We start from the raw sequence: 16,555 nt of genomic DNA on the forward strand, positions 1-16,555 counted from the left end.
TTTACTTTTTTCGTATGCAAAACAATCTTTTAGCTGCTGTATAGGACACTGCTGCCCATGGTTATGCTTAAGGATAGGAAAATCTGGTTTTGATTCCATTTTATTTGATGTATATTTCTCACACAGCAGACCGCTGAACAAGGCCTGCGCATCAAATGAAAAAAGCAGGCTGTCTGGTCAGCCTGCTTTTTTCATTTGATCCATTTATGTCCCGCTGCTTTTTCAAGCCTGTTCATAATGGCTGCACCGACGCCTTCTGTCGGAAACGCTTCGGCAATGATTATATCAACCGGCTTTTCATTAAATGCCCGGAGTGCCCCGTACAATTCTCTGGCAACCGAAGATAAGTCACTTCTGCTTCCACACGCAATAACAGCCTCCGCTTTATATAAGGCTGCATTTTCTGATGCGGCCAGCACGCCGACTTTTTTGCCTTCTTTCTTCCATTCATCTACTTTTTTCTGAATAGCTTGAGCCGTTCCTTCCATTATGTAAAGAGGTGCTTCAGGCGCATAATGTGTATATTTCATTCCCGGCGCCTTCGGGGCGTCTTCCTGTTTCTTTAAAACGGTATTTGTATAGGCTTTTCCAGCTACTGCTTTAATATCCGCTTCGGTTACGCCGCCCGGCCGCAGGACAATCGGATAATCACCTGTGCAGTCAACGACAGTAGATTCCAATCCGACTCCTGTTTCACCTGCATCTACCACTCCGGCAATCCGTCCCTTTAAGTCATCGAGCACATGCTGAGCCGTGGTCGGGCTCGGTTTTCCTGAACGATTCGCGCTCGGCGCCGCTACTGGCACTCCTGCTTCTTTAATTAAAGCAAGCGCTGCTGGATGATTGGGCATTCGAAGAGCTACCGTATTAAGACCGGCGGTGACCCGCTCAGACAGAACACCATCTTTTTTTAGAACAATAACTGTCAGCGGACCCGGCCAAAACGCCTCCATCAGCTTGCGTGCATAGGATGGAATAGAATGAGCTAGTTCGTCCACATCTTTTTTGGCCGCAATGTGGACAATAAGCGGATTATCAGATGGCCGACCTTTTGCTTTAAAAATTTTGTCCACAGCGTTATCCAGTTTTACCTGTCCCCCCAGGCCATACACGGTTTCTGTAGGAAATGCGACTACCTCTCCTCTTCGGATAAGCTCGGCTGCTTCTTTTATTTGTGGATAATGTTGATGAATTTCCTCATAGTTATCCACAAACCAGTATTTCGTCTCCATATTCGTCACCTTTGCTTTTTTTATTTACAAAATCTAAGAATACTCTACTTAATTCTATATATAAATCGACTTTCAGCTTTGTTATAAACAAAGTTATTCACAATATGTGTGTAACTTATCCCCGGTTGTGTATAACTGTGTGGATGACTGTGGACTTTCCTTTACTTTCTCACATAATAAATCCAGATTTTCTTGCATCGCAAGGGCTTTTTCCCTTTCTTTTGAATTATCATCTTCTTTTAAATGATCCCATAACTCAATAACCGCCCATTTATATCCCGGATCTTCTTCTTTTTCTTCTGGAAAACAAAACGATGGATACAGTAAACACCACCAGTTATCCCCACGTCCATCCCCAATGGTGACAACAAGCGATTCATAATCGCCCGGTGGATATACATAACGGCCATACTGCTTGGCAGGAAATGCTTCCTTGCCCAGCGAAACATCAACAGGTGCACCACCCGCCGTCTTTACGGCGATTTCTTTCACTTCTTTTATATTTTCTCCGATCAAGGTACGCGCTTCCCCTGGTGAATGCGCATACGCCGCCCACTTGCTGATTTGCTCAGCAACCGCAAGGTGCACACGCTCTTTTCTTTCCTGCTCTGATCGGCTGTTGTCATGCGCAACGACCCTGATACGGATTGCCTCTTCTGGAATACCGCCCGCAGCGGGATCAGACGGGGCAAAATACATCATAAAGCAAATGGCAGCTGAAAGTCCATATACATATAGAATAAGAATTTTTGTTTTCATTTTATCATCCCTCCCGGCAATCAGTATCGCCGGAAAGGAATCATCTTAAACGTGCAAAAATACCATTCTATCTTTTTTATTAATATCATACATAATGCTTACTGTCCCATCTGGGAAAGCCGCCTGAAAAAGAGCGGCAACGTCTTCGGTTTGACCAGCACCTGTTTCCACGCCGACAATTCCTCCCGGCTTCATAACAAGCGGCAGCTGTTGGGCCAGCCTTCGGTACAAATCAAGCCCGTCTTCCCCACCAAACAATGCCATATGCGGCTCATGATCCACCACCACTGTGGACAATGTTTCCCGCTCCCAGGCCGGAATGTACGGCGGGTTCGACAGCAGTACATCCACCAATAGCCCTTGCTTGATGAGCGGTTCTGCCAGGTCGCCATGCCAAAATGTCACGTCCGCATCGAGAATATCGGCATTTTGGGCTGCCGTCTGCAATGCTTCCGGGGATAAATCCACCGCGTAGACAGAAGCATCCGGCCGTTCAGCTTTCATGGTTACGGCAATTGCACCGCTCCCTGTTCCAATATCCACAATCACCGGGCTCTTTATTTTTTTTATTTTTTCAATTGCATGATACACAAGCTCTTCTGTTTCGGGCCGCGGGATTAAAACATGGTTGTTTACAATAAACGACCGTCCATAAAACTCTTCCATGCCAATCAAATGCTGGACCGGCACTCCTTCTGCATGGCGTTGGACCATTTTTGAAAAAGCATCCCACTGCTCTGGTGTCAGTGGATCATGCATCCTCGCCAATAGAGCGGAGCGGCTTACACCCATTACATGCTTCATCAACAGTTCGCCCGCATTCGCATCGCGGCTGTGCTCGACTAAATAAGAAGAAGCCCATTTTAGGGCTTCATATATTTTTTGTTCCACTTATTAATCCTCCAGGTTTTCAAGACGGCTTGACTGATCTTCTACGATAAGAGCATCAATTACTTCGCCGACTTTGCCTTCAAGAATTTGATCAAGCTTTTGAATCGTCAACCCGATACGGTGATCGGTTACGCGGTTTTGCGGAAAATTGTACGTGCGGATCCGCTCCGAGCGGTCACCGGTACCTACGGCTGATTTGCGGACAGCGTCGTATTCTGCCTGCGCTTCTTTTTGAAACTTATCGTAAATACGTGCACGAAGAACTTTCATCGCTTTTTCTTTGTTTTTAATTTGTGATTTTTCATCCTGGCAGGAGACAACGATGCCAGTTGGCAAATGTGTCAGCCGGACAGCAGACATCGTCGTATTGACGGACTGGCCGCCCGGTCCGCTTGATGCGAACGTATCCACCCGGATGTCTTTATCGTGCACTTCCACTTCAACTTCTTCTGTTTCCGGCATAACCGCAACAGTCGCTGTAGACGTGTGAATACGCCCGCCGGATTCTGTTTCCGGTACACGCTGTACCCTGTGGGCGCCGTTTTCGTACTTTAATTTAGAGTAAGCACCGCGGCCATTAATCATAAAAATAATTTCTTTGTAGCCGCCAACCCCGGTTGTACTCGCTTCGATCACATCAATTTTCCAATTGTTCGCTTCTGCATACCGTGAATACATCCGGTACAGATCGCCAGCAAACAGAGCCGCTTCATCGCCTCCAGCAGCGCCGCGAATTTCCATAATAACGTTTTTATCGTCATTTGGATCTTTCGGTATAAGCAAAATTTTCATCCGGTCTTCCAGATCAGAAAGCGTACCTTCCAGCTCGCTCATTTCTTCTTTAACCATTTCCCGCATTTCAGCATCCAGCTTGTCTTCAAGCATCGCTTTCGCATCGGCATATTGTTCTTTTGCTTCTTTGTACTGCCGGTATACTTCCACTGTTTCTTGAATATCTGATTGTTCTTTAGAATAATCGCGAAGCTTAGCCGGATCATTTACAATATCCGGGTCACTAAGCAGTTCATTTAATTTTTCGTATCGGTCTTCTACTGCCTGCAATCGATCAAACATTGTCTACACCTCGTTTGTTAAAGCGGCGGGTTTTGATGGCATTTCCGACAAACCGGATAATAGGTATCGTTGCCGCCGATTTGAATTTGTTCCCCTGTATACACAGGCTTTCCTTCTTCATCCACGCGCAGATTCATCGTTGCTTTTCGCTCACAAAACCAGCAGATCGTTTTCATTTCTTCTACTTTATCCGCGTAAATAAGCATATACTGGCTTCCTTCAAACAGCTCGTTTTGAAAATCATTTTTCAAGCCGAATCCCATAACCGGAATGTTGAGTTCGTCCACAATCTGGGCGAGCTGCAGCACGTGCTTCTTTGATAGAAACTGCACTTCATCTACCAGAATACATGATGGCGATGATGGATCTCTTCGCACCTCTTCAAATACGTTTGTATCCGCGAAGATCGGACGCGCTGGACGCCGCAGGCCTACACGGCTTGAAATGTAGCCAACTTCATCCCGGGTATCGAGACCTGACGTAAACAAAAGCACGCCCTTATTTTGTTCTTCATAGTTATTGGCAACCTTTAAAATTTCAATCGACTTGCCGCTATTCATCGCACCATATTTAAAAAAAAGCTGGGCCATCCTGCCTGTCCCTCCATTTTATATCAAAGATCAAAGGCTAAAAACACAACATCATGTCGTAACGCCTTTATGACCCGCATCCTGCGTGCCTAAGCATAAGGCGGCCGTTCAGGCCCGGCAGGCATAAGACGAACCGGCGAAGTGGCGCTCTTTGCCCACATAGCCATGGCGGCTTATGACAGAGGGGCTGGCCGCTTGAAGCTAGACAGCATAAAAATCTTACCTTTTCTTATTTTTACATACAAAAAAACAGGCAAGCAGTTTGCACTCCTTGCCTGTCCCTTTTATCATTATCTTGCTTGATCTTTAAGGCCGTATTTTTTGTTGAAGCGATCCACACGTCCGCCTGCGTCAGCAAATTTCTGACGACCAGTGTAGAATGGATGGCATTCAGAGCAAACCTCTACGCGGATCTCGTCTTTAACTGAACCAGTTTCAAACTCGTTACCGCATGCACATTTAACAAGTGCAGTTTTGTAGTTAGGATGAATTCCTGCTTGCATCTTTTTTCTCTCCTTCCGCCCTGAGTCATTCCGAAACAGAGTTAAATATAATTAGGTGTTAATCCTAATTATTTATTTCATTCACATAAATCACATTATAGCAGGCACCCTCAAAAATTGCAATTAGGTTACAGCATTTTTTTTGAGGCGCCATTTTTCTTTGTTTCAGCAAGCAGCTGGGCAATAAATTCCTCGTTGCTTTTTGTCTGGCGCAGACGGCGCAATACTTTATCCGCCAAGTCTGGCGCATCTGACATTGTTTTACGAATTGCCCAGACCATATCAAGCTGTTCTTTGCCAATCAACAGCTCTTCTTTGCGCGTACCCGAACGGCGAATATCGATGGCCGGGAACACACGGCGCTCGGCAAGTGAACGGTCAAGGTGCAGTTCCATATTGCCCGTCCCTTTAAACTCTTCGTAAATCACATCATCCATACGTGAGCCCGTATCAACAAGAGCCGTGGCCAAAATCGTTAAGCTGCCGCCTTCCTCAATATTGCGCGCGGCACCAAAAAAGCGTTTTGGGCGGTGAAAAGCTGCCGGATCAATACCGCCGGATAAGGTACGGCCGCTCGGCGGAATCACAAGGTTGTATGCACGAGCCAGTCGTGTAATAGAATCCATAAGGATGATGACATCCCGCTTATGCTCAACGAGACGCATGGCGCGTTCAAGTACAAGTTCTGCCACTTTAATGTGGTTTTCCGGCACTTCATCAAATGTCGAACTAACGACTTCAGCTTGCACCGAGCGCTCGATATCCGTTACTTCTTCCGGGCGCTCATCAATAAGCAGAACAATCAGCTCTGCTTCCGGATGGTTGGCCGAGATCGAATTGGCAATTTCTTTTAACAGCATTGTTTTCCCAGCTTTCGGCGGTGCAACAATCAAGCCGCGCTGGCCAAACCCCACCGGCGAAACCAAATCCATAATCCGGGTAGACAAGTGTCTGGACTCAAGTTCAAGCTCGATTTGGCGGTCCGGGTAAAGCGGCGTAAGCGCTGGAAAATGAACCCGTTCCTTTGCTGTTTCCGGATCTTCTCCATTGACCGCTTCTACATGTAGAAGTCCGTAATACCGTTCATTTTCTTTTGGCGGACGAACTTTTCCGGATACTTTGTCCCCGTTTCGAAGATCAAAACGGCGAATTTGAGAAGCTGAAATATAAATATCTTCCGAGCTGGCTGAGTAGTTAATCGGACGAAGGAAACCAAAGCCTTCCGACTGAATGATTTCAAGCACTCCTTCCATAAAGAAGAAGCCTTGCTGCTCAGCGCGCGCTTTTAGGATAGCAAAAATCAGTTCTTTTTTGGTGAGCTTGCTATAGTAGGAGATTTTGTACGTTTTGGCAAGTTCGTATAACTCTTTTAATTTTAAGTTTTCAAGATGATTGATTGTAAGTTCTTCCATTATGGCACCACACTTTATTAAATTGATTTGATAGAAGGGAGGGGTGACGATGAAGCATGACAAACAAGTGGGCAAATCAAACAAAACAGCGGAGAACCGGACCGGCTGCACCGCTGTTGGTATGCTTATGGTTTAATAACAAGGTTAGGTTTTTTGTGCAAGCTGTGACGTCCATCTACAAAACGGACCGTACCTGATTTGGCACGCATAACGACAGATTGTGTTTCTGCGTATTTGCCTTTAAATTGAACACCGCGCAGCAATTCACCGTCTGTTACACCGGTTGCCGCAAAAATAGCGTCGTCGCCGCGGACAAGGTCTTCCATCCGAAGAACTTTATTCACGTCAAGACCCATTCTCATGCATCGTTCAAGCTCAGCATCAGACTGCGGCAGCAAACGTCCTTGAATTTCCCCGCCAAGCGCTTTCAATGCAACAGCAGAAATAACACCTTCTGGTGCGCCGCCCGAACCAAATAAAATATCAACGCCTGTTTTATCAAACGCTGTATTAATTGCCGCAGCAACATCACCGTCATTAATTAGTTTAATACGAGCGCCGGCTTCGCGCAACTCGGCAATAATATGCTGATGGCGCTCGCGGTTCAAAACCGTGGCCACCACATCTTCAATATCTTTGTTTTTCGCTTTGGCAACAGCTCTTAGGTTGTCCGTCACAGAGGCGTTAATGTCGATCATACCGACAGCTTCAGGTCCGACGGCAATTTTATCCATGTACATATCAGGCGCATTCAACAGGTTTCCGGCATCTGCTACTGCTAAAACAGCCAGCGCATTCCAGCCGCCGGCTGCGACAATATTTGTTCCTTCAAGAGGATCAACAGCTACATCCACACGTGGCCCATAGCCGTTTCCAAGCTTCTCGCCAATATAAAGCATTGGGGCTTCATCCATTTCGCCTTCACCGATCACGACTGTCCCTTTCATCGGGATCGTATCGAACACATCCCGCATTGCTGATGTTGCTGCACCATCCGCTTCGTCCTTCAGGCCACGGCCCATCCAGCGTGCTGATGCTTGTGCAGCCGCTTCTGTAACGCGGACTAGTTCCATCGATAAACTTCTCTCCATTACTCTCCTGCCTCCCCCTGCGACGAACAAACAACAGCATTATGCTACATATTTTTTATATATTGTAACACATTTACCAGTTGTTTCGCTTAATACTATGAACTTTTTATTTCACTGTACTCTTCTTCTGTCATTTCTTCCCGCCAAATATTAGCGCCGAGAGCTGTCAGCTTTTCAGCCAGCTTGCTGTAGCCGCGGTCAATATGCTCGAGACCCGTTACTTCCGTAATGCCATCTGCCATTAAACCGGCTATCACAAGTGCTGCACCAGCGCGCAGATCGCTGGCTTTCACTTTTGCTCCTTGAAGCTGAACAGGACCGTTAATGATAGCAGAGCGTCCTTCCGTTTTCACATTGGCTCCCATACGGCGCAGCTCGTCAATATGCTTGAAACGCGCTGGATAAATCGTATCGGTTACAATAGCCGAACCTGATGCTCTTGTTAAAAGCGACGTGAACGGCTGCTGAAGATCGGTTGCAAACCCCGGATAAACAAGTGTTTTAATATCAACGGTTTTAAGGTTCTGGGCTTTTCCAACAAAAATGCGGTCTTCTCCGATTTCAATCGGCACATTCATTTCACGCAGCTTAGCCGTTAGCGACTCCATATGCAGTGGAATAACATTATCGACAATGACGCCTTCTCCTGCCGCTGCTGCCATAATCATAAACGTACCCGCTTCAATACGGTCCGGAATAATGGAATGACGGCAGCCATGCAGACGCTCTACGCCATCAATACGAATCACGTCCGTGCCGGCTCCTTTAATCTTTGCACCCATATTTGACAGAAGCGTTGCCACATCAATAATTTCCGGCTCTTTTGCCGCGTTTTCGATAATCGTCTGGCCTTTGGCACGAACCGCTGCCAGCATGATATTAATGGTTGCCCCCACACTGACTACATCCAAATAAATTCTGGCACCGCGCAGTTCATTTGCGCGTAAATAAATCGCGCCTTGTTCATTTGTTACTTCGGCACCGAGTGCTTCAAACCCTTTAATATGCTGGTCAATTGGACGAGGGCCGAGATGGCAGCCGCCAGGCAAGCCAATGACCGCTTTATTAAAACGGCCAAGCATGGCACCCATTAAGTAATAAGAAGCACGGAGCTTTTTGACTTTTCCATTTGGCAGCGGCATAGCAGTCATGTTTGTCGGATCAATTCTCATTTCCCCATCTTCAAACGTAACCTCTCCGCCAACTTCCTCCAAAAGACCTTTTAACATATGAATATCGGATATATCCGGCAATCCATCGATTGTAATCGGAGATTCCGCCAAAATAGCAGCCGGTACAAGGGCAACGGCGCTGTTTTTTGCGCCGTCCACCTTAATTGTGCCTTTTAAAGAATGGCCGCCTTCAATCTTTAACTTTTCCATCATGTTGTACTCCCTTCTTTCTGCGTAAACGGAAAGCGGGAAAGCTTTCTTGGTAATCGTAGTTTAACCGATAAAAATGGTCTCATGTACAATTCTTACTTCGCTTTACGATTTTCCCAATCAGCCAGGAATCCTTCGATACCTTTATCCGTTAACGGGTGTTTAAACAGCTGAGCCAATACTTTGTAAGGAGTTGTCGCAATATGCGCCCCTTTTAGCGCTGCTGCTGTAATATGCTGTGGATGACGGATCGATGCTGCGATAATTTCTGTTTCGATGCCATGGATGGCAAAAATATCTGCAATCGTCTCGATCAACTCAAGTCCATCCTGTCCGATATCATCTAAACGGCCAAGGAATGGTGAAACGTATGTAGCACCGGCACGCGCTGCCATCAACGCTTGGTTAGCACTGAAAATGAGTGTAACATTTGTTTTAATGCCTTCTTTAGCGAACACTGCGACCGCTTTCAAGCCTTCCGGCGTCATTGGTACTTTTACTGTAATGTTTGGCGCGATTTGAGCCAGTTCGCGGCCTTCTTTAATCATGCCTTCTGCATCAAGCGCAATAACTTCTGCACTTACTGAATCTGAAACAAGCTCCGTAATTTCACGAAGACGGTCATGGAATGGAATGGTTTCTTTTGCAACCAATGATGGATTTGTTGTAACGCCGGAGAGAATGCCCCAAGAATGTGCTTCGCGGATTTCATCGATGTTGGCTGTGTCAATAAAGAATTTCATTAAATATTCCCTCTTTTCAGTTCATTTTATAATATAAACAACAACCGCCTATTCGTTAAAAAAGGCGGTTCTTGTCGTTATTTGTTTTGTTATAGGCATGCAGAATCGCTCAAAGGCTAAACTGCGTCATCATGCAGCGCCTTTGCTGTAAGCCTCTTACGCTTGGCCTGAAGAACCAAATTCACGCATTTTACCGGCAACTGTCGCTTTAATTGCATCGCGAGCTGGTCCAAGATATTTACGTGGATCGTACTCTTCTGGTTTTGCAGCAAGTACTTCACGAACTGCTTTTGCAGAAGCGATTTGGTTTTCTGTATTTACGTTGATTTTAGCTGTTCCAAGAGAGATTGATCTTTCGATGTCTTTTGTTGGAATGCCTGTACCGCCGTGAAGAACAAGTGGAAGACCTGTTGCATTTCCGATCGCTTCCATCTCAGCAAAGCCAAGGTTTGGCTCGCCTTTGTAAGGACCGTGAACAGAACCAAGTGCTGGTGCAAGGCAGTCGATGTTTGTGCGTTTTACAAGCTCTTCGCACTCTTGCGGATCTGCATAAATAACACCTTCAGCAACGATATCGTCTTCTTGTCCGCCAACTGTACCAAGTTCCGCTTCAACTGAAACACCTTTTGAATGTGCATATTCAACAACTTTAGAAGTTGTAGCAACGTTTTCTTCAAATGGATGGTGTGAAGCATCGATCATAACAGATGTAAATCCTGCATCGATCGCTTCTTTACATTTTTCGAAACTTGAACCGTGGTCAAGGTGAATGGCAACAGGTACTGTCGTACCGTAGTCTTCCATTAATCCTTCTACCATTTTCACAACTGTTTTGAATCCGCCCATGTAGCGAGCCGCGCCTTCAGACACACCAAGGATAACTGGTGATTTTTCTTCTTCAGCTGCTTGAAGAATCGCTTGAGTGAACTCAAGGTTGTTTAGGTTGAATTGGCCTACTGCGTATTTCTTTTCTTTCGCAGTATTTAACATTTCTTTCATTGATACTAATGGCATTTTGTTTCCTCCTCTAAGGGAAATGTTTGCTTCATGAAAAAAACCACATTAGTATCATATCAAATTCATCTTTTTATTACCAACACAATTTACTTATTCCGTTAAAGCGTTAAATGCTCTTTGATGGTTTTGCGGATATCATCAATATCAAATGGTTTCGGAACATGCATAATGGCGCCGATATTCTTTGCTTCCTGAATCATATCCAGTTCTCCGTAAGCCGTCATAATAATGGCCCGGATGTTTGGATTTTCTGCCTTCATCCGCTTTAAAATTTCAATACCATCCATACCTGGAATTTTCATATCAAGCAGCACTAAATCCGGAACATTTTCTCTCGCCAGCTGAATTGCTTCCGGTCCATTTGCTGCCTGAAGAGTTTGATACCCTTCTTTTTTCAATACTTCATTCAACAAAATTCTGATTCCATATTGATCGTCCACTATAAGAATTGTTGCTGCCATCTTTATCTTCCTCCTAAATATAGCGCCTTCCGTTTTTATCCTTTTGTTTGTTACATTCGACAGAACCCTGCAAATTCCCTTTTTCATTTTATTTGAACAGGATGTTCTGGGTTCCCCGTTGCACGCAGGACGTGTGCATTTTTAGGAGAACTTACTTGAACAGGACGTTCTGGGTTCTCCGTTGCACACAGGACGTGTGCGTTTTTAGGAGAACTTCACTATAATAAAGAAAACGAAAGAAGTGATTATGGTTGTCAAAAATGTTTACGACGCAGTTGACCGGACTGCTGAAACGGATTAGTGAAAAAGAGGAATTCGCCATCGAAGATGCGGGACGCCTCCTGTCTCAAGGGCTGCTTGGCGAAGGAACTATTTATATGAAGGGATTCGGCGAAATGGCTGCTCTTGAAGCAGAAGCGATTCATGGTGCCGAGAGGCTGCCTGACATCCGCAAGTGGACAGAGGATGCCCGCTTAACCGAAGCAGATCGTGTGCTGATTGCCACCCGCTTTTCCGATGATGCGGAAGCTCTTGGCCTGGCCAAGGAACTGCAAAGCGGCAATATCCCGTTCGCTGCTATCACCTCTAAACGGGAAGCAGCGGGCATTGAGGAAGCAGCAGACGTGTTTATTGATCTGCGCCTGACAAAAGGGCTGCTGCCTGACGAAGAAGGCGGCCGGACAGGATTCCCTTCGTCGATTGTCGGTTTGTACGTTTACTTCCTATTAAAAATGACGATCGAGGAAATGATGGCTGAGTATGAGTGACAGTGCCCGGCCAGCTTAAAAAAGAAAAACTTTATTTCTATCGGGTTTCAGTCATTACATATAAAAAACAGGACCGGCGCAAAAGGCGGTCCTGTTTTTTATTAGCTGTGTTCGATTGAAGCTCGTACGAATTCTCTAAATAACGGCTGTGGACGAGTTGGACGCGACGTAAATTCCGGATGGAATTGCGCAGCGACGAACCACGGATGATCCGCGATTTCTACGATTTCTACAAGACGTCCATCTGGGCTTGTACCGGAGAAAATAAAGCCTTCTTTCTCCATTTGCTCGCGGAATTCATTGTTAAATTCATAACGGTGGCGATGACGCTCGTATACAATTTCCTCATTGTAAGCCGCACGCGCCAGCGTTTCAGGTTTTAATTTACATGCGTAAAGACCTAGGCGGAGTGTGCCTCCAAGATCTTCGATGTCTTTTTGTTCAGGCAGAAGATCAATGATTGGATATGGTGTATTCGGCACAATTTCTGCTGAATGAGCATCTTTCAAGTTCAATACGTTGCGTGCATATTCAATTGATGCAAGCTGCATGCCAAGGCAGATACCGAAAAACGGCACTTTATTTTCACGTGCATAGCGAATCGCAGCTAATTTTCCATCGATACCGCGATCACCAAATCCGCCCGGAACAAGGATGCCTGCTGCACCTTCTAAACGCTCTGCTGCATTTTCCTCTGTTAATTCAGCAGAGTTCACCCAGTCGATCTCGATATCTGTATCAAATTGATAACCAGCATGCTTAAGAGACTCGGCAACAGAAATGTAAGCATCCTGCAATTCAACATATTTTCCGACAAGGGCAATACGGGCTTTGTTCGGCAGGTTGCGTACTTTATCAACGAGTGCACTCCACTCGGTCATGTCCGCTTCATGGCATTGCATTTTCAACAGGCGGCAAACAAGTTCGTCCATGTTTTGCTTTTGAAGCATAAGCGGCACTGCATAAAGCGTGTCAGCATCTGTCGCTTCAATAACCGCTTCTTTTGCGATATCACAAAACAGTGCAAGCTTATCTTTCATATCCTGTGAAATTGGCATTTCTGTCCGAACGACGATAATATTTGGCTGGATTCCTAAGCTGCGCAGCTCTTTTACGCTGTGCTGTGTCGGCTTTGTTTTCATTTCACCGGCTGCTTTTAAATACGGAATAAGCGTACAGTGAATGTACAATACATTATCCTGGCCAACATCACTTTTAATTTGGCGAATCGCTTCTAAGAATGGGAGGGATTCAATATCACCGACCGTACCGCCGATTTCCGTAATGACAACATCCGCGCCTGATTCTTTGCCAGCACGGAACACGCGGTCTTTAATTTCATTCGTAATGTGCGGGATTACCTGAACCGTACCGCCAAGATACTCACCGCGGCGTTCTTTGCGAAGAACGGTTGAGTATACTTTCCCTGTTGTGATATTACTTAGTTTTGTTAAGTTAATATCGATAAAGCGCTCGTAGTGGCCGAGGTCAAGATCCGTCTCTGCCCCGTCATCTGTAACAAACACTTCACCGTGCTGATACGGGCTCATCGTTCCCGGATCCACGTTAATGTATGGGTCAAATTTTTGGATGAATACCTTTAACCCACGATTTTTCAATAATCGGCCGAGAGATGCAGCCGTGATTCCTTTTCCAAGAGATGACACAACGCCGCCTGTTACGAAAATATATTTCGTCAAAATGAACGTCCTCCTTCAATGGTTATAATGCTCAAAAAAATACAAAAAACGCCCCACTTACTTCTCAGTAAGAGGAGCGTTATCGACTAAATTCTTCGTCTCGTAAAGAGCCCAAATAACATACTACAATTCACGCATGAAATAGTCAAGAGAAGATTCTGCTTTATTTATCGTCAAGGTCGTACTCGTCCTCGGCGCCTTCTTCTTCTTCAAAGTCTTCTTCTTCTTCATCAAGGTCTTCTTCGATATCAACGTCTAAATCATCTTCCAGATCATCATCTTCTAGATCGTCATCCAGATCAATATCTTCTTCTTCATCGTCAAAGCCTTCTTCTTCGAAATCGATCAGATCGTCTTCGTCTTCAAGAATGTCTTCTTCGAAATCATCTTCCACTGCTTTTTTCGCTTTTTTCTTGCGCGTTTTCACTGGTGCATTTGTTGTTTCTTCTTCCAGTTTTTCAACTGGATACCATGCACGAAGTCCCCAGCGGTTTTCACCAAGTGGCAAAAAGCTGCCGTCGATGTTTAAATCTGTGTAAAATTGAACCATACGGCCTTTTACTTCCTGCTCTGAAATTTCCAGATGCTTTTGAATTTCAGACAGTAAATCGTTAAATGCAACCGGCTCCCGCTTATCGGCAAGGATCAAATGCGCCAGTTCAAGAAATGACATTTCCTTTAATTCTTCTTTCGAATGTTGTTGCAAGCTCACCATCCGCACTTCCCTTCTCTATTTGCACGCCCAAAAAAAGAGCAAAAACGTTTTTGGCATATTCTCCATTATAAACAAAAAGAAGGCCTCTACGCTATATTTATGTGATGATTTCTGCTTTTTTTCCTGCAGGAGCGATGGACGGACTCATTTGCTTGCGTTCACGGCGTTTTTTCGCTTTCCCTGTTATCTCTTCGTAGGCTTTATAGAAGAAGAAAAATGAAAGAAGCAGGAATGGCACAGCACCTAATTGTTTTATGTAAAGCCAATAAGAACCGACCGCAACGGCTGCAATGGTTACGCAGATAAGAAACTGTCTCACACTTCCCCACCCTTTCCTTCGACATTTTCCTACTCTATTATCTCTTCTTACTATAATAGGGATATGTAGGGAATGTAAATTTAATTATAATTATTCCCTTTTTTCTGGAGAAATAAAGCAGCCTCATCCTTATTTTCACCAAAAAAGAAACTTTTAGTACAAATATGCATCATTGTGACCAAATTTGCTTGAAATTGTTTTACCTGTAAAGCACCGGGTATACAAAAAACAGAACAGCAAAACATTAAATCTTTCAGGAGGTAACACTATCATGGAAAACAAAAACTTTATTGGCGTATACCACAATGAAACAGATTTACTAGCAAAAATTGATGAGCTTAGAGCAAATGGATATGCAGAAGAAGACATGTATATTACTGTAAAAGATAAAGATGCGGTATCAATGGTAAGAGGACGCACAAACGCTGAAATCGAAACAGCAGGCGGCTCTTGGGGAGATCGCTTCATGTCCTTCTTATCGGGCGTAGATCCAATTCGCGAAGGATTCCGTAACATGGGTCTTTCCGATGCAGAAGCGGACCGCTACTACAGCGAAATTGAAAATGGCGGCATGCTGCTTTATGTAGACCGTGATTACGGAACCCGTTATGGCAGCGATTATGATCCAAGCAGCACAGTAGGCCTTGCAAATGGAAACAGGGCAGACTTGGATGGAGAAACTTTGGATCCAATCGATTATGATGGCCTTGATTCAACAAGAACTGGCCGTTCAGCGACAGGCTTGACGGATACAAACCTAGGCGACAACGCAACGTTTGATACAGACCGTACTCTAACAGACAACCTGAGCGAGGAAGAAAAGCTTCGCCTTCATGAAGAGCGCTTAAATGTAAGCAAAGAGCGTGTGCAAACAGGTGAAGTTCAAGTAGAAAAAGAAGTAGTGGAAGAAGAGCAGGTCATTGATGTACCGGTCGAGCGTGAAGAAGTGTATGTAGAGCGCCGTCCAGTAAATGACAGCGATGTGTCTGCATTTGGTGATCGTGCATTTGAAGAAGACACGGAAACAATCCGGGTTCCTGTTACGGAAGAGCGTGTTGAAGTAACGAAAAAACCGGTTGTAACCGAAGAAATCGTTGTCGGTAAACGAAAAGTAGAAGATACCGAAACAGTTCGTGACACCGTACGCCGTGAAGAAGCACACATTGACGAAGACGATGATGAAAGACTGCGTTCAGAACGCAAGCGCGGTTTACTATAAATAAAAAGGCAGCAAAAGCCGTCCTCATTTGAGGGCGGCTTTTTTTTCATATCCTTTTATGCCTTCAAACAATAAGTTTATCTGCAGGTTAATGTATTCCTCCAGCTCAAAATTCTCCTGAAGCATCCAACGGCGGAAGCCCCACATTTGTCCCAGTACAAAAATGTTTTGCGCCAGCACACGAACATGGTCTTTATCCATATCGAGTACACCATTTTCAACACACTGCTGAATAAGCTTTTCCACCATCGCTGTCATTTCTTCTTCTTTTTCTAATACATATGGAAGGACATCCTTTGAAAGGGATTTTACCTCTTGATATAATACTTGAACTTCATCCTGCATCTCATCAATCACGTGAAAGAAGTGACTGATACCAAGCTTAAGATTTTCAAGTGTCCCCTGTTCAAGATCCATTTGCTCGATCCGGCCCTTTACTTGATCGTAAATACTGTCGCAAACAAGATACAGCACATCTTCTTTGGTCCGAATATATTCATACAATGTTCCAATACTGAAGCCGGCTGCTTTTGCAATTTCACGGGTTGTCGTCCGATGAAATCCTTTTTGCTTAAATAGTTGCACAGAACCGCGGATCATCTCAGCCCGCCGTTTTTCAATCAGTTGTGTGTCTTTAACCGAAGTAGGCACCGGCCGTTTCGTTCGTTCCATCTTCACAC

At 45.0% G+C, this 16,555-nt stretch carries 18 protein-coding genes; 2 read left to right on the top strand and 16 right to left on the bottom strand.

Annotated features, from left to right (window positions below; translation table 11 throughout):
- Positions 1 to 191: 191 nt before the first annotated feature.
- From RIN81_RS08555 to RIN81_RS08610, 12 genes are all read right to left on the bottom strand, one after another.
- A complete protein-coding gene (locus tag RIN81_RS08555; RefSeq protein WP_309089284.1) occupies positions 192 to 1,232 on the bottom strand; it encodes an L-threonylcarbamoyladenylate synthase in 1,041 nt (346 codons plus the stop codon).
- 93 nt (positions 1,233 to 1,325) lie between these two features.
- On the bottom strand, positions 1,326 to 1,991 hold the full coding sequence (locus tag RIN81_RS08560) for a stage II sporulation protein R (protein WP_309089286.1): 666 nt from the start codon (positions 1,989 to 1,991) through the stop codon (positions 1,326 to 1,328).
- Between the two features lie 45 nt (positions 1,992 to 2,036).
- Positions 2,037 to 2,882, bottom strand: a complete 846-nt coding sequence (prmC, locus tag RIN81_RS08565) for a peptide chain release factor N(5)-glutamine methyltransferase (RefSeq protein WP_309089288.1) — start codon at positions 2,880 to 2,882, stop codon at positions 2,037 to 2,039.
- A gap of 3 nt (positions 2,883 to 2,885) precedes the next feature.
- Positions 2,886 to 3,956: a peptide chain release factor 1 gene (gene prfA, locus RIN81_RS08570; protein WP_309089290.1), complete on the bottom strand. Its 1,071-nt coding sequence runs from the start codon at positions 3,954 to 3,956 to the stop codon at positions 2,886 to 2,888.
- A 17-nt stretch (positions 3,957 to 3,973) separates the two neighbouring features.
- The gene (locus RIN81_RS08575; protein WP_242232747.1) at positions 3,974 to 4,546 is read right to left on the bottom strand and encodes a thymidine kinase; all 573 of its coding nucleotides are present in this window, start codon (positions 4,544 to 4,546) and stop codon (positions 3,974 to 3,976) included.
- Positions 4,547 to 4,836: 290 nt separating this feature from the next.
- Positions 4,837 to 5,049 carry a 50S ribosomal protein L31 gene (gene rpmE, locus RIN81_RS08580; protein WP_242232746.1) on the bottom strand — a complete coding sequence of 71 codons (213 nt, stop codon included), beginning with the start codon at positions 5,047 to 5,049 and terminating at the stop codon, positions 4,837 to 4,839.
- Positions 5,050 to 5,177: 128 nt separating this feature from the next.
- On the bottom strand, positions 5,178 to 6,461 hold the full coding sequence (gene rho / locus RIN81_RS08585) for a transcription termination factor Rho (RefSeq protein ID WP_251271578.1): 1,284 nt from the start codon (positions 6,459 to 6,461) through the stop codon (positions 5,178 to 5,180).
- 125 nt (positions 6,462 to 6,586) lie between these two features.
- Positions 6,587 to 7,552: a class II fructose-bisphosphatase gene (glpX, locus tag RIN81_RS08590; protein WP_251271576.1), complete on the bottom strand. Its 966-nt coding sequence runs from the start codon at positions 7,550 to 7,552 to the stop codon at positions 6,587 to 6,589.
- Between the two features lie 95 nt (positions 7,553 to 7,647).
- Positions 7,648 to 8,934, bottom strand: a complete 1,287-nt coding sequence (locus RIN81_RS08595; protein WP_309089293.1) for a UDP-N-acetylglucosamine 1-carboxyvinyltransferase — start codon at positions 8,932 to 8,934, stop codon at positions 7,648 to 7,650.
- A 95-nt stretch (positions 8,935 to 9,029) separates the two neighbouring features.
- A complete protein-coding gene (gene fsa, locus RIN81_RS08600; protein WP_251271572.1) occupies positions 9,030 to 9,677 on the bottom strand; it encodes a fructose-6-phosphate aldolase in 648 nt (215 codons plus the stop codon).
- 156 nt (positions 9,678 to 9,833) lie between these two features.
- On the bottom strand, positions 9,834 to 10,691 hold the full coding sequence (locus RIN81_RS08605) for a class II fructose-bisphosphate aldolase (protein WP_251271570.1): 858 nt from the start codon (positions 10,689 to 10,691) through the stop codon (positions 9,834 to 9,836).
- A 101-nt stretch (positions 10,692 to 10,792) separates the two neighbouring features.
- Positions 10,793 to 11,155 carry a response regulator gene (locus tag RIN81_RS08610; protein WP_309089295.1) on the bottom strand — a complete coding sequence of 121 codons (363 nt, stop codon included), beginning with the start codon at positions 11,153 to 11,155 and terminating at the stop codon, positions 10,793 to 10,795.
- A 260-nt stretch (positions 11,156 to 11,415) separates the two neighbouring features.
- On the opposite strand from RIN81_RS08610, the gene RIN81_RS08615 reads away from it, so the two are divergent.
- Positions 11,416 to 11,922: a DUF2529 family protein gene (locus tag RIN81_RS08615; RefSeq protein WP_309089407.1), complete on the top strand. Its 507-nt coding sequence runs from the start codon at positions 11,416 to 11,418 to the stop codon at positions 11,920 to 11,922.
- Positions 11,923 to 12,023: 101 nt separating this feature from the next.
- On the opposite strand, the gene RIN81_RS08620 is transcribed toward RIN81_RS08615, so the two are convergent.
- The 3 genes from RIN81_RS08620 to RIN81_RS08630 all read right to left on the bottom strand — a co-directional run bounded on the left by RIN81_RS08620 (position 12,024) and on the right by RIN81_RS08630 (position 14,656).
- Complete coding sequence (locus RIN81_RS08620; protein WP_251271566.1) at positions 12,024 to 13,622, bottom strand: CTP synthase; 1,599 nt, start codon at positions 13,620 to 13,622, stop codon at positions 12,024 to 12,026.
- Positions 13,623 to 13,785: 163 nt separating this feature from the next.
- A complete protein-coding gene (gene rpoE / locus RIN81_RS08625; protein WP_309089297.1) occupies positions 13,786 to 14,337 on the bottom strand; it encodes a DNA-directed RNA polymerase subunit delta in 552 nt (183 codons plus the stop codon).
- 97 nt (positions 14,338 to 14,434) lie between these two features.
- On the bottom strand, positions 14,435 to 14,656 hold the full coding sequence (locus tag RIN81_RS08630; RefSeq protein WP_309089299.1) for a hypothetical protein: 222 nt from the start codon (positions 14,654 to 14,656) through the stop codon (positions 14,435 to 14,437).
- A 271-nt stretch (positions 14,657 to 14,927) separates the two neighbouring features.
- Here RIN81_RS08630 and RIN81_RS08635 point away from each other — a divergent pair, with 271 nt between their 5' ends.
- Positions 14,928 to 15,875 (top strand): YsnF/AvaK domain-containing protein, encoded by a 948-nt coding sequence (locus tag RIN81_RS08635; RefSeq protein ID WP_309089301.1) that lies wholly within the window; start codon positions 14,928 to 14,930, stop codon positions 15,873 to 15,875.
- Between the two features lie 24 nt (positions 15,876 to 15,899).
- Here the strand turns inward: RIN81_RS08635 and RIN81_RS08640 are convergent, their stop codons facing one another.
- Positions 15,900 to 16,547, bottom strand: coding sequence for a TetR/AcrR family transcriptional regulator (locus tag RIN81_RS08640; RefSeq protein ID WP_309089303.1), 648 nt, complete (start codon positions 16,545 to 16,547; stop codon positions 15,900 to 15,902).
- Positions 16,548 to 16,555 lie beyond the last annotated feature (8 nt).

Origin of the sequence: Domibacillus sp. (genome assembly GCF_031181085.1) — a bacterium.
GTDB lineage: Bacteria > Bacillota > Bacilli > Bacillales > Domibacillaceae > Domibacillus.

What these genes read in the sequence shown, in the direction of transcription:
- RIN81_RS08615 (WP_309089407.1), top strand. Translation starts at nt 11,416, where the DNA reads ATGTTTACGACGCAGTTGACCGGACTGCTGAAACGGATTAGTGAAAAA.
- RIN81_RS08575 (WP_242232747.1), bottom strand. Translation starts at nt 4,546, where the DNA reads ATGGCCCAGCTTTTTTTTAAATATGGTGCGATGAATAGCGGCAAGTCG.
- fsa (WP_251271572.1), bottom strand. Translation starts at nt 9,677, where the DNA reads ATGAAATTCTTTATTGACACAGCCAACATCGATGAAATCCGCGAAGCA.
- rpoE (WP_309089297.1), bottom strand. Translation starts at nt 14,337, where the DNA reads ATGGTGAGCTTGCAACAACATTCGAAAGAAGAATTAAAGGAAATGTCA.
- RIN81_RS08605 (WP_251271570.1), bottom strand. Translation starts at nt 10,691, where the DNA reads ATGCCATTAGTATCAATGAAAGAAATGTTAAATACTGCGAAAGAAAAG.
- RIN81_RS08560 (WP_309089286.1), bottom strand. Translation starts at nt 1,991, where the DNA reads ATGAAAACAAAAATTCTTATTCTATATGTATATGGACTTTCAGCTGCC.
- rho (WP_251271578.1), bottom strand. Translation starts at nt 6,461, where the DNA reads ATGGAAGAACTTACAATCAATCATCTTGAAAACTTAAAATTAAAAGAG.
- RIN81_RS08640 (WP_309089303.1), bottom strand. Translation starts at nt 16,547, where the DNA reads ATGGAACGAACGAAACGGCCGGTGCCTACTTCGGTTAAAGACACACAA.
- RIN81_RS08635 (WP_309089301.1), top strand. Translation starts at nt 14,928, where the DNA reads ATGGAAAACAAAAACTTTATTGGCGTATACCACAATGAAACAGATTTA.
- rpmE (WP_242232746.1), bottom strand. Translation starts at nt 5,049, where the DNA reads ATGCAAGCAGGAATTCATCCTAACTACAAAACTGCACTTGTTAAATGT.
- RIN81_RS08595 (WP_309089293.1), bottom strand. Translation starts at nt 8,934, where the DNA reads ATGGAAAAGTTAAAGATTGAAGGCGGCCATTCTTTAAAAGGCACAATT.
- prfA (WP_309089290.1), bottom strand. Translation starts at nt 3,956, where the DNA reads ATGTTTGATCGATTGCAGGCAGTAGAAGACCGATACGAAAAATTAAAT.
- glpX (WP_251271576.1), bottom strand. Translation starts at nt 7,552, where the DNA reads ATGGAGAGAAGTTTATCGATGGAACTAGTCCGCGTTACAGAAGCGGCT.
- RIN81_RS08555 (WP_309089284.1), bottom strand. Translation starts at nt 1,232, where the DNA reads ATGGAGACGAAATACTGGTTTGTGGATAACTATGAGGAAATTCATCAA.
- RIN81_RS08610 (WP_309089295.1), bottom strand. Translation starts at nt 11,155, where the DNA reads ATGGCAGCAACAATTCTTATAGTGGACGATCAATATGGAATCAGAATT.